This is a genomic window from Pseudomonas bubulae (genome assembly GCF_037023725.1).
Lineage (GTDB): Bacteria > Pseudomonadota > Gammaproteobacteria > Pseudomonadales > Pseudomonadaceae > Aquipseudomonas > Aquipseudomonas bubulae.
Genome location: NZ_CP146077.1, coordinates 1,696,177 through 1,707,839 on the forward strand (window position 1 = coordinate 1,696,177; position 11,663 = coordinate 1,707,839).

The following is an 11,663-nucleotide window of genomic DNA, read 5'->3' on the forward strand; positions in this document are numbered from 1 at the left end:
ATCAGGTCGGGGAGCGCCACCCTAACCCAAGACTCTTTTGCAGGGCTATGTAGTCCTTGATCAACTGACCGTCACTGTGAACCCGGTCCTGTTCGGCGCGGTAGCGGGTGCGTTCGGCGTCCAGCCAGTCGAGCACGCTGCTGGTACCGGCGCGGTATCGCTGTTCGGTCAGGGTGGATGCGCGTACGGCGCTGGTTTCGACCCGGCCCAGGGTGCCCCTGCGCTGGCGTTCGTTACCGTAGCGGGCCAATGCCACATCGGCATCGCGCAGGGCACCGAGCACGCTGCTGCGGTACCTGGCCAGGGCTTCGTCGCGTCCGGCTTCGGCCTGTTTGACCTGGGCCTGCACGCGGCCAAAGTCCAGCCAGTTCCACTGCAGATAGGGGACACCCAGGGCGCTGAGGTTGTCCTTGCGCAACAGATGGCCCGGCGCGCTGGCGCTGAAACTCAGGGAGCCGAACAGGCTGACCCTGGGAAATGCCGCCGCCTTGTGTTCTCCGATCTGCGCGGTGCTGGAGGCCAGCCGGCGTTCTGCAGCGCGGATGTCGGGGCGCTGTTGCAGCAACTGCGCCGGGTCACCGATATTGACCATGGCGGGCAGTGCCGGCAGCGCGGCTTCGGTGCCCAAACGGGTGTCCAGGGCGCCGGGCTCGAGACCGCTGAGCAAGGCCAGTTCGTCGAGGGATTCAATCACTTCCAGCTCCAGGGCGATGGACGCGGCACGGGTGGTTTCGACCTGGGTGGCGATGCGTTCACGGTCCAGTTCCGAGGCGGTTCCCTGGGCCAGGCGCTGCCCGGTAAAGTCCAGCAACTGGCGCTCAAGCTGTTCGGACTGGCGGGCGATGCGCAGCCGCTGTTGCTGGTCGCGCAGGCCGATATAGGCCTGGCCCACTTCAGCGGCCAGTTGCACATGGGCGTCGGCCAGATCCGCCTGTACGGCATCTGCTTCGGCACTGGCTGCTTCTACCGCGCGGCGGCTGGCGCCGAAAATATCCAGCTCCCAGCTGGCATCGAAACCGCTCAGGTACAGGTGGGTGGCGTCGGTCTGGCTGTCACCCGAGCCGGTGTAAAGCGCCGCTGCCGTGGCCGAGCTTTTGGGCATCTGGTTGCTGCGTTTTTCCGCCAGTCCGGCGCGGGCCTGGCGTAACCGCGCGGCGGCCGCTTGCAGATCGGGGCTGTGGCCCAGTGCACTGTCGATCAACTGGTTGAGCACCGGGTCATTGAGGTCGCGCCACCATTCGGCAACCTGTGCTGTTTGCGCCTGGGTGCCAGCCACCTGACGGGCAAAGTCCCTGTCTTGCAGGTGGCTGTCGGGTGCCGCGTGATAGTCCGGGCCCAAGGTGCAGCCCACCAGCAACAACGGACCCAACAGGCTCAAGGGTTTGCAAGCGATCATGGTCAGTGTCCTGTGTTCAATGGCGTACCGGCAGGCGGTTTTTTTAGAAAGAGGGCGAGGGGCAGACACAAAAGCAAGGCGATGCCGAGCACGTAGAAGGTTTCGCTGTAGGTCATCACTTGCGCCTGAACCTGGATCTGCCCGGCCAGTTGACCCAGTGCCTGGAGCTGGGCATGGGCGAGATCGCCGTGCTCAGCGAAAAAGCCCTGGGCGGACGCTGCAAGCTGAGTGTGAGCTTCGACCGACTGTACGCTTACGGCATCGCGCAAGGTGGCGTCATGGAAGCTGCTGCGCCGCTCGATAAACGTCCCCAGCAGCGCCAGCCCCACCGAGCCGCCGAGGTTGCGCGCCATGTTGTAGATACCCGCAGCCTCACCCGCCACGTGGGCCGGCACGCAGCTCATGGAGGCCTGATTGAGCGGCATCATCGCCATTACCTGGCCCAGGCCCAGCAGCAGTTGGGTGCGAGTGAAATTCTCGCCCACGCTGTCGGCGGTCAGCCCCATGGCCAACAGGCAACTGCTGGCCAGGCAACCGAGGCCAAGCATGACCATGATGCGGGTATCCACGCGGCCAAGCAGGCGTGGCAAAACAGGCATCATCAAAAACGCCGGCAAACCCGACATCAGCATCACCGCTCCGGATTGCTGAGCATTGAAACCGGCAATATTGCTCAGAAATTGCGGCAGTACAAAGGCCACGCAATACAGTCCGCAGCCCACCACAAATACAATCGCGATCACGCTGGCAAAGCGCGGATTGAGCAGGAGTTTCAGACGCACAATCGGCGTCTTCGACAGCCTCTGGGCAATCAGCAGCAAGGCGATCCCGGACACCGCCAGCAGGCTCAGGCCGATGATGTGCGAAGACTCGAACCAGCGCTCGCGATTGCCTTCTTCGAGTACCACGGTCATGGCGCTAAGGCCCACGGTCAGGCCGATAATCCCCAGCCAGTCGGCCTTGATAAACGCTTGCCAGTTGCTCGGGCTTTTTTTCAGACCCTGACTGAGCATCACCAGCAGCAAGGCGCACACCGGAATGTTCAGAAAGAAACACCAGCGCCAGCTGAAGTTTTCGGTCAGGGTGCCGCCCAATACCGGGCCCAGCAGTGGCCCGAGCAGTACGATCAGGCCGAACATTGTCATGCCGATGGGCATTTGATGGCGAGGTAAGCGGGTGGCCACCAACACCTGCGCCGTGGGAATCATGGCCCCCCCGGCAAAGCCCTGGCCGAGCCGGCCAATGACCATCTGCGGCAAGGTTTCGCTAATGCCGCACAGGATCGAAAACAGACTGAACAGAATCGCGTTGCCGATCAGGAAATTGCGCAGCCCGAACACCCGTGTCAGCCAGGCGGTTAACGGGATCATGACAATTTCAGCCATCAGATAGCCGGTCGAGATCCATGTGCCTTCGGTGCCAGAGGCGCCAATCTGGCCCTGAATCTGAGGCAGGGCGGCGTTGGTGATGGAGATGTCCAGCGTGGCCATCAACGCGCCCAATGCGCCAGCAAAGACCACAATCCAGTCGCTGGTACTGGCGTTTGCCCGGGGCGGTTGCAGCGCTGCGGATGCAGCAACAGCACTAGCCACGATGGGTGTCGACGTCGACAGTGGCCGACAGCCCCGGCATCCACTCAATGCCTTTATCGGCAGAGGGGTTCAGGCGAATGCGCACCGGCACCCGCTGTACGATCTTGGTGAAGTTGCCGGTGGCGTTGTTGGACGGCAGCAGGGCGAACTGTGAGCCGGTACCGGGCGACAGGCTTTCAACCACACCCTCAAATTTTATCCCCGGCCAGGCATCGATATGCACCGCCACGGTCTGGCCGGGGTGCATGCGCTCGATCTGGGTTTCCTTGAAGTTGGCGGTCAGGTAGACCTCATCGAGGGGCACTATGGTCATCAGGCGCGTTCCGGGTTGCAGGTATTGGCCCACCCGCACCGAGCGGCTGCCGACGCGGCCGGCCAGGGAGCTGTAAACCACGGTGTCCTGTTCATCAAGCTTGCTTTGGCGGGTGCTGGCCTGGGCGCTGGCCAGTTGTGCACGGGCTTGTTCAATGGCGGCGCGCTGGGTGTGCAATTGGCGCTGGGCAACGTTCAGTGCCGCCGCCTGGGCAGCCCGCCTTGCGCTGGCCTGACGCAGGGCGTTGCGCAGCTCGGCCATGCGCTCCTGCGTCTCGGCGCCACTTTCGGCCAGGGGCGCGTAGCGTTTGACCTGTGCGGCGGCGTACTGCTCGTTGGCGCTTTCACCTTCCAGCTGCGCCTGCACCTGGGCAATGGACGCGCCGTGCTGCTCAAGCTCGGCTTCGCCCCGGGCAATATCGGCCTCGGCTGCGCGAATGGCCGCTTCGGATTTTTCCCGCGCCGCCTGATAAGTCCGCACATCGAGGCGCACCAGCGGCTGGCCGACGCTGACGGTCTGGTTGTCGCTGACATACACCTCGCTCACCGTACCTGCGATCTTGGCGGCTACGCTCAGGCTGTCGGCCTGCAGGTAGGCGTCGTTGGTGCTTTCGATAAAACGCCCCACATTCCACCAGTGTGCACCCCATATGGCAGCACCCAGCAGCGCGCCCAGGCCGAGAGCCCCCAGCGCCAGGGTTTTACCAGGCTGGCGTTTGGGCCTGATCTTGATCGATGGGTCTAGGGCCTGATGTGCGGTCATGGTGCTCTCAATTGTTATCGGTTGTAACAATTATTACGATCGGTAAAATTATGTCAATCGATATAAATTCAGGCACACTCCCGTCTTCATCGATCAAGGAGAAGCCCATGACCACGATTCACCGGCGCCGACCTGCCAGCGAAGGCGGCTATACGTGTGGGGATGAAACCAGTGCGCGGATTATCGAAGCGGCCCTCAACCTGTTTGGCGAGCGTGGCTACGAGGGCGCTTCGACCCGCGATATCGCCGAATTGGCGGGGGTTAATGCACCGGCGCTCAATTACTACTTCAAGAACAAGGAAGGGGTGTATAGCGCCTGCACCGAGTACATGGTGGAGCGGATCTGGGATTACCTGGCGCCGACCATCGAAGCGGCCCAGGCGCTGCTGGGCACGCGGCCGGACACCGAACAGCTGATCGACACCTTCTGCGCCATCCAGAGCAAGATTGCCGAATTCATGCTGGTGTCCAACCGTACCAACAGCTGGCGCAAGTTCTATGCGCGGGAGCAGGCGGGGCTGGGCCCCAGCGCCGGTGAAGAAATGATCAGCCAGCGTATAGGCCAGCGCATTATCGGCGTGACCAGCGGAATCATTTCGCGGCTGATGGGCCCGGATGCCAGTGATGAAGAATGCATCCTGCGCTCCATGACCCTGACCGGGCAGTTACTGCCGTTTCACCTGACCCGCACCAGCTCGCTGAAGTCACTGGGCTGGGACACACTGACGGCCGAGCGTTACGCCATGCTGATGGGCATTGTGCGCGAGCAGACCGTGACCCTGTTGCGCGGGTTGGTGCGCTAAGACCTGCAACTGTGGGAGCGAGCCTGCTCGCGAACGCCCTTCGCGAGCAGGCTCGCTCCCACTGGGCCGGCTACGGGTTTTCATTTATCCCCGGCCCTTCCACGGCACCAGTTTGCGCTCCAGCCAGCGCATGCCCAGATCGAACAGCAGGGCCAGCGCTCCGATCACCAGAATGCCCATGATCACCACATCAGTGGCCATGAACTTGGACGCCGTCAGCACCATAAAGCCCAGCCCGGCCGTGGCCGCGACCATTTCGGCGGCCACCAGGGTGGTCCAGCCAAAGCCGATGGCGATGCGCATGCCGGTCAGAATTTCCGGCAGGGCTGCCGGCATGATCACCTGCCTGAGCACTTGCCCGCGGCTGGCGCCCATCGAATAGGCCGCGTGGATCTGCTCAATGGCCACCGACTTGACCCCGGCCCGGGCACTGAGTGCCAGCGGGGCAAACATCGCCAGGTAGATCAGGAGGATTTTTGAGCCTTCACCGATACCCATCCAGATCACCACCAACGGCAGATAGGCCAGCGGCGGCAGCGGGCGGTAAAACTCCACCAGTGGGTCGAACACGCCTCGGGCCACCCGATTGACCCCCATCAAAATACCCACCGGGATTGCCGTCAGCACCGCCAGCGCAAACGCGCCAAACACCCGCAGGGCACTCCAGCCGATATGTGTCCACAGGCTGGCATCGGCAAACCCGTCGCGGCTGACATCCACGATCTGCGCCCATACCGCCTGGGGCGAGGGCAAAAACAGCGGCTTGATCCAACCGCCATTGGTGGCGAAAAACCACAAGGCGAACACGACACAAATCGTGCCCAGGCTCAGCCCCATACTGGAGCCGTTGCCCGGTGCGCCATATTGCTCGCCCGGCTTTGCCGGCGCGGCGCGGCGCAGTTCATGGAGGGTGCGCAGCACGGCATTGCGTTGTTTTTCATCCAAAAGGCTCATTACGCTGCCTCCTCGTCACCGTGGATGATGCTCAGGATCTGCTCGCGCAGGGCGATGAAATCGGGACTGGATTTTACGGCGCGAGCGTCGCGGCACTTGAGAAAGCGCTGGCCGAAATCCACCGAAAACTCGTGGGTGATACGCCCCGGGCGTGGCGACATGATGATCAGTCGGGTGGCCATAAACAGCGCTTCTTCGACGTCATGGGTGATAAAAAACATCATCTTTTGCGTGCGCTGCCAGATCTCCAGGATCAGCTCCTGCAAGCGTTCGCGGGTCAGGGCGTCCAGTGCGCCGAGGGGCTCGTCGAGCAGCAGCATCTTCGGGTCATTGGTCAGGGCGCGGGCAATCCCGACCCGTTGCTGCATACCGCCCGACAGCTGATAAGTGGCGTGATCGCGAAACTCCGCCAACCCGGTCAACTGCAAAAAATGCAGGGCACGTTCTTCGCGTTCGACCTTGGGGATACCGCGCAACTTGAGACCGAAGGCCACGTTGTCGATCACATTCAGCCACGGCAGCAGCGCATGTTTCTGGAACACCACACCGCGTTCTGCGCCGGGGCCGGTGACCTGGTCACGCAGCTCGGCGCCGTCGATGCGCTCGGGCACCTGGCCGTGATAGTCGCCCAGGGTAATCACCCCGCTGCTGGGCTGGATAAACCCGGCCATCAGGTTGAGCAGTGTGGTCTTGCCGCACCCTGAAGCACCCAGGGCGACGACAAAATCACCGGCGGCAATGTCCAGATTGACCCCGGACAGAGCCCTTACCGGCTGACCCTTTTGCTGCCCGGGGTAGAGCACCGACACATCATGAATTTTTAGGCTGAGGGGCATGGCGTGTTCCTCGTCAATTAACTTGATGCCCTGTGGGAGCGGGTTATTGGGCGTTTTGCACAAACGTCGGGTTGATCGCCGCGCTGTAGTCAGGCAGCAAGGCCGGGATTTTCTTTTGAGCTTTCAAGAACTCGGCGGTGGCGGCCAGTGCCTTGGCAGCGCCACCGCCCAGCCACGTCGGGCCGGCCTGTTCGCTGGCCAGCGGGAACTGGTACAGCGCCAGCACCGGTGGTACTTCTTCAGGTTTGGCCCCGGACTGCTTGGCCACGTTGATGACCTGCGGCGAGTCGGCGGTCCAGGATTTTGGCGCCTTGACGTAACCCGCGGTGCTGTCTTGCAGCACCTGGGTGAACGCCTGCATGCCGGGGCCGTTGGCGGCAGCGAATTGTTTATCTACCACCAGGCCGTCGAAGGTGGCCTTGCCCCAGTCGGTCAGTTGGCCCGAAGTCAACAGCACATGGCCGCTTTGCTTGAGACGGCCCAGGGCCGGATCCCAGATAAACGCCGCGTCGATATCACCGCGCTCCCAGGCTGCGGGGATATCCGAAGGTTGCAGGTTGATAACCTTGACCTTGCCGGTCAGGCCAAACTGCTCAAGGGCAAACAACGCGTGAAAGTGGGTGGTGGAGACAAAGGGTACGGCGAGGGTTTTGCCGGCCAGGTCCTGTGGCGCGACGATACCGCTGCCATTGCGTACCACCAGCGCCTCGGCATCGGCAATGTTGTCCAGAATCCAGAACAATTGCGCATCCACACCGCGGCTCACGGCGGCGGCAATCGGGCTGCTGCCGGCGACCCCGATCTGCACATCGCCCGAGGCCATGGCCATCATCACGTCGCCGCCGCTGTCGAAGTTGCGCCACTGGATATCCCAGCCGGTAGCTTGCTCGAACTGCTTTTGCGCGATGGCGTCTTTCCAGGGCGCAAACATGCTTTGCACGCCGATGGTCACGGTCTGAGCGTGGGCAGTGGCTACCAGGCTCAGAGCGGTAAGGGGCAACAAGACGGTGCGACGGATCCATTTGTTCAGGGGCTTGAGCATGGTGAGACTCCGGGCTGGGGGATGTCTGTTTTTTTGTCAGCCCGATCTTAGGCGCTGGCTCGGCGCTTGCTTTAGATCCAGTTGCTGCAAGCTGTGGTGCCAGAGGTCGTTGCAGGCCTTGTGTGGCAAGGGCTGTAGCGCATCGGGTGCGCCATGACGGGGCGCCGGGCCAGGAGCTTGAACCATGTTGGAGCGTTATTTTCGACCCTTCGAAGCTGGCCGGGGCTTACAGGAGCAACTGCGCGAGAGCTTGCTCAGCGCGATTCTGGACGGTGCCATGCCGCCCGGTGAGCCGATGCCGTCATCGCGCAAGCTGTGTGAGCTGCTCAACGTGTCGCGTAATACTGTGGTGCTGGTGTATGAGCAGTTGGTGCAGGATGGTTATCTGATCCCATCGGACCGGCGCGGTTTCTTTATCAACGAGAAGTACCTGCGCCAGCAGCTCAATGTCAGCCTCAAACCCGCCACGCAAAAAATCTTTGAGCGCCCCGACCATGCACCGGACTGGGAGGCGCGCCTGCAAAGCAGTTCGTCGCAGTTGCGGGCCATCGTCAAGCCGCGTAACTGGCGTGAGTATCGCTACCCGTTCATCTATGGTCAGGTCGAGGCGGATGAGCAAACCGCTGCCCGCTGGCGCGACTGTTCGCGCATCGCCAGCACCGGCGCACATATGCGCAGTTGGGTCGATGATCAAGTGATGCTCGACGATCCGTTGTTGGTCGAACAGATCGTCCAGCGTGTGTTGCCCAAACGCGGGATCAGCGTGTCGACGCAGGAAGTGATGATCACCATCGGCACGCAGAATTCGCTGTATATGCTCGCCAGGCTGCTGGGCCGCCCGGGGCTGGTGATGGGGCTGGAGGATCCGGGCTATGTGGACGCGCGCAATATTTTCAGCCTGAGTGGCTGCGCGTTGAAACCGCTGCGCATTGATCGCCAGGGGCTGGTGGTCAATGAGCAACTGGCCGACTGCGAGATGGTGTTTTGCACGCCCAGCCATCAGTCGCCCACTGGCGTGACCATGCCGCTGTACCGACGCCTGGAGCTGATGGCCAGTGCCCGTGAAAATGACTTGTTGATCATTGAGGACGACTACGAAAACGAACAGAATTTTTTGGGCAGCAACCATCCGGCTTTGAAGAGTTTTGATGACAGCGGACGGGTGATCTATCTGGGCAGCTTGACCAAAAGCCTGCTGCCGGGGGTACGGTTGGGATTTATTGCCGCGGATGCCGAGCTGATCCATGAACTGCGGGCGCTGCGCCGTTACATCTACCGGCATCCGCCGTCGAACAACCAGCGTACGTTGGCGCTGTTTTTATCGATGGGCCATTACGATGCCCATGCCCGGCGGTTGCGCGATCGGCTGGCGCGCAAGTGGCGGGTGATCAGCCGGGCCATGGCCGAGCATTTGCCGCAACTCAATGCCAGCGGCATGGCGGGGGGCTCGTCGCTGTGGGTCAGTTGCCCGCCGGATGTGGATGCCTGGGTGTTGCAGCGGCTGGTGGCCAGGCGTGGTGTGTTGATTGAACCGGGGGATATTCATTACTTGAGCGAGCAGCGGCCGCTCAACTGCTTTCGTCTGGGCTTCGGGGCGATTGCCGAAGAACTGATCGAGCCGGGGATTGCGGCGCTGGGTGAGGCGTGGCGCGAGTTGAAAGCCCCTCACCCCATCCCTCTCCCTCTGGGAGAGGGCTAGGGTGAGGGACTTGCTTTAGCCTTACAAAATCTCCCGCCCCAACGTCTCTCTCAACACTTCAAACATCGCATCCAAATCCGCCCGCCCAGTCACCAGCGCCGGGGCAAAGATGATCGCATCCCCGGTCGTTTTAACATGCAGCCCGGCGTCATACAGCGCCCTCTGCACCCGTGCGCCCTTGGCCCCCGGCGCTTCCCCGGGCGTTAGTTGAATCCCGCTGAGCAAACCATAACCGCGCAAATCACTGACCTGTGCCAACCCCCTCAAACCGCTCAAGGACTCCAGAAAATACGGCGCCAGTTTTGCGCCCTTGGCAAACAAATCCTCATCCCGGTAAATATCCAGCGAAGCCAGCGCCGCCGCACAGGCCACCGGGTGCCCGGAGTAGGTATAACCGTGGAACAGTTCCGGGCCGCCACCTTTGCTGGCATTGATCACTGTGTCGTAAACCGCCTCGTCCACCGCCACGGCACCCATCGGGATTGCGCCATTGGTCAGGGCCTTGGCCATGGTGATGAGGTCCGGCTTCACCTCAAAGCTCTGTGCTGCAAACGCCTGGCCGGTGCGGCCAAAACCTGTGATGACTTCATCGAACACCAGCAAAATCCCATGTTTGTCACAAATGTCGCGCAGGCGCTTGAGGTAGCCCGCAGGCGGCACATACACGCCGATGGAACCGGCAATCGGCTCCACAAAGCAGGCAGCAATGCTGTCGCCGCCATGCATGGCGATGATCCGCTCCAGGTCGCTGGCCAGGTCGGCGCCCTGCTGCGGTTCGCCCAACTGAAAGCGCTGGTCCTCTTGCCAGGTGTGACGCATATGGCTGACGTGGGGCAGGCCGCCGGTGGCGAAGGCCTGGCGGTTGCGCATCATCCCCGACAGGGCCACGCCGCCAAAGTTGACGCCGTGATAAGCCCACTCGCGGGACACAAACCGGGTGCGCTGGGCTTCGCCGCGGGCACGGTGATAGGCCAGGGCAATTTTCATCGCGCTGTCCACCGACTCGGAGCCGGAGTTGGTGAAAAACAGTTTGTTCAGGCCAGCAGGCAACAAGTCGCTCAAGCGTTCCGCCAGCTCGAAAGACAACGGCGAAGCCCGTTGAAAGTGCGGGGTGAAATCCAGGGTCAGCAATTGCTTGCACACCGCCTCGGCGATCTCGGTACGGCCATGGCCGGCAGCGCTGCAAAACAACCCGGAGCTGCCATCGAGCAGTTCGCGGCCCTCGGCATTCCAGTAACGAACGCCCTCGGCGCGGACGAACAACTGCGGTGCGCGGTGAAACTCACGGTTGTCGGTAAAAGGCATCCATTGGTGGTTCAGATTCGTCGCCATGCATGTCACTCCTGAGGGTCGGTCCGGTGCGGCCAGTTGCTCGCAGACTAGTCACGGCCGGGGGCAATCCTTAGATCCAGATGAGGTTTTCGATAGGGCCAGTTCTGGCCCCATCGAAAGCCCCGACTGGATCTAAGCCCCGGGGCGCGCGGCTGACTACAGTGGCGCCATTGAGCACCCTGGAGCAGCGTATGAACCCTGAAGCAAGTTGGGCCCTGAGTGCGCTGTGCGTACTGGTGGCGGCTGTGGTGCGCGGGCTCACGGGGTTTGGTTTTGCGGCCATTGCCGTGGTCGGGCTGGCGATGCTCGGGTCGCTGCAACAGGCGGTGCCGCTGGTGCTGTTTCTGGAAGTGGCGTCCAGCGTGATGCTGTTGCGCAGTGCCTGGCGCGAGGCGCATTACCCGCTGCTCAAACGCCTGCTGCTGGCGGCCGCGTGCGGAGTGCCGTGCGGTATCTGGTTGCTGACGGGTATCGACAGCGGTGGGCTGACAGTGGGGGTCTACCTGTTGGTGGGGCTACTGGCGATTCTGGGTCTGGCGCGTATTCGCCTGCCGATGGGCGAGGGTCGCGCCGGTGCCTGGCTGGTGGGGGGCAGCAGCGGGGCGTTGATCGCCGCATTCAGTATTGGCGGGCCGCTGGTAGTGGCGTGGCTCAGCCACTGCGGGTTGCGGGCCCGGGCGTTGCGGGCGACGCTGATCATGTTCTTTTTTGCCGTCGATCTTGCGGCGCTGGCCGGGCTGGCGGTGGCTTTGGCCATCCCCCCCGGCACAGGCCGGCAGGCATTGCTGATGCTGCCTGCGCTGCTGTTGGGGCTGTGGCTGGGGCAACAATTGTTCGCGCGTATCCAGGCCGAACAGGCCGCCCGTTTTACCCAATGGCTATTGCTGGTGCTGGCAGGCGTTGGTCTGCTGGGCCGGTCGTGGTCCTGATCGAT

Annotated in this window: 10 protein-coding genes; 3 read left to right on the plus strand and 7 right to left on the minus strand. The window is 62.4% G+C overall.

What is annotated here, in order from left to right:
* Window position 1 precedes the first annotated feature (1 nt).
* The 3 genes from V6L81_RS07870 to V6L81_RS07880 are packed head-to-tail and all read right to left on the minus strand — an operon-like array spanning window position 2 to window position 4,063.
* Complete coding sequence (locus V6L81_RS07870) at window positions 2–1,396, minus strand: efflux transporter outer membrane subunit (RefSeq protein WP_095025439.1); 1,395 nt, start codon at window positions 1,394–1,396, stop codon at window positions 2–4.
* Between the two features lie 2 nt (window positions 1,397–1,398).
* Window positions 1,399–2,988 carry an MDR family MFS transporter gene (locus tag V6L81_RS07875; protein WP_338660592.1) on the minus strand — a complete coding sequence of 530 codons (1,590 nt, stop codon included), beginning with the start codon at window positions 2,986–2,988 and terminating at the stop codon, window positions 1,399–1,401.
* Entirely contained in the window at window positions 2,981–4,063 is a 1,083-nt protein-coding gene (locus V6L81_RS07880) for an HlyD family secretion protein (RefSeq protein WP_095024031.1), read from the minus strand. The genes V6L81_RS07875 and V6L81_RS07880 overlap by 8 nt, the downstream gene beginning before the upstream one ends.
* 107 nt (window positions 4,064–4,170) lie before the next feature.
* Between V6L81_RS07880 and V6L81_RS07885 the strand changes: the two genes are divergently transcribed.
* Window positions 4,171–4,866 carry a CerR family C-terminal domain-containing protein gene (locus V6L81_RS07885; RefSeq protein WP_095001503.1) on the plus strand — a complete coding sequence of 232 codons (696 nt, stop codon included), beginning with the start codon at window positions 4,171–4,173 and terminating at the stop codon, window positions 4,864–4,866.
* 84 nt (window positions 4,867–4,950) lie between these two features.
* Here V6L81_RS07885 and V6L81_RS07890 read toward each other — a convergent pair whose 3' ends face one another.
* The 3 genes from V6L81_RS07890 to tauA are packed head-to-tail and all read right to left on the minus strand — an operon-like array spanning window position 4,951 to window position 7,698.
* Entirely contained in the window at window positions 4,951–5,820 is an 870-nt protein-coding gene (locus V6L81_RS07890; protein WP_095020356.1) for an ABC transporter permease subunit, read from the minus strand.
* Complete coding sequence (locus V6L81_RS07895) at window positions 5,820–6,656, minus strand: taurine ABC transporter ATP-binding protein (RefSeq protein ID WP_095001501.1); 837 nt, start codon at window positions 6,654–6,656, stop codon at window positions 5,820–5,822. Before V6L81_RS07895 ends, V6L81_RS07890 begins: the two co-directional genes overlap by 1 nt.
* Before the next feature lie 43 nt (window positions 6,657–6,699).
* Complete coding sequence (gene tauA / locus V6L81_RS07900; protein ID WP_095001500.1) at window positions 6,700–7,698, minus strand: taurine ABC transporter substrate-binding protein; 999 nt, start codon at window positions 7,696–7,698, stop codon at window positions 6,700–6,702.
* A gap of 184 nt (window positions 7,699–7,882) precedes the next feature.
* Here tauA and V6L81_RS07905 point away from each other — a divergent pair, with 184 nt between their 5' ends.
* Window positions 7,883–9,397 (plus strand): PLP-dependent aminotransferase family protein, encoded by a 1,515-nt coding sequence (locus tag V6L81_RS07905; protein WP_338660593.1) that lies wholly within the window; start codon window positions 7,883–7,885, stop codon window positions 9,395–9,397.
* Between the two features lie 21 nt (window positions 9,398–9,418).
* Here V6L81_RS07905 and V6L81_RS07910 read toward each other — a convergent pair whose 3' ends face one another.
* Window positions 9,419–10,729, minus strand: a complete 1,311-nt coding sequence (locus tag V6L81_RS07910) for an aminotransferase class III-fold pyridoxal phosphate-dependent enzyme (protein ID WP_338660594.1) — start codon at window positions 10,727–10,729, stop codon at window positions 9,419–9,421.
* Window positions 10,730–10,920: 191 nt separating this feature from the next.
* On the opposite strand from V6L81_RS07910, the gene V6L81_RS07915 reads away from it, so the two are divergent.
* Complete coding sequence (locus tag V6L81_RS07915) at window positions 10,921–11,658, plus strand: sulfite exporter TauE/SafE family protein (protein WP_338660595.1); 738 nt, start codon at window positions 10,921–10,923, stop codon at window positions 11,656–11,658.
* The last annotated feature ends 5 nt before the right edge of the window (window positions 11,659–11,663 follow it).

Excerpts from the sequence above, each read along its gene's own strand:
- V6L81_RS07910 (WP_338660594.1), bottom strand. The coding sequence starts at position 10,729 with ATGGCGACGAATCTGAACCACCAATGGATGCCTTTTACCGACAACCGT.
- V6L81_RS07870 (WP_095025439.1), bottom strand. The coding sequence starts at position 1,396 with ATGATCGCTTGCAAACCCTTGAGCCTGTTGGGTCCGTTGTTGCTGGTG.
- V6L81_RS07905 (WP_338660593.1), top strand. The coding sequence starts at position 7,883 with ATGTTGGAGCGTTATTTTCGACCCTTCGAAGCTGGCCGGGGCTTACAG.
- V6L81_RS07890 (WP_095020356.1), bottom strand. The coding sequence starts at position 5,820 with ATGAGCCTTTTGGATGAAAAACAACGCAATGCCGTGCTGCGCACCCTC.
- V6L81_RS07895 (WP_095001501.1), bottom strand. The coding sequence starts at position 6,656 with ATGCCCCTCAGCCTAAAAATTCATGATGTGTCGGTGCTCTACCCCGGG.
- V6L81_RS07885 (WP_095001503.1), top strand. The coding sequence starts at position 4,171 with ATGACCACGATTCACCGGCGCCGACCTGCCAGCGAAGGCGGCTATACG.
- V6L81_RS07880 (WP_095024031.1), bottom strand. The coding sequence starts at position 4,063 with ATGACCGCACATCAGGCCCTAGACCCATCGATCAAGATCAGGCCCAAA.
- V6L81_RS07915 (WP_338660595.1), top strand. The coding sequence starts at position 10,921 with ATGAACCCTGAAGCAAGTTGGGCCCTGAGTGCGCTGTGCGTACTGGTG.
- tauA (WP_095001500.1), bottom strand. The coding sequence starts at position 7,698 with ATGCTCAAGCCCCTGAACAAATGGATCCGTCGCACCGTCTTGTTGCCC.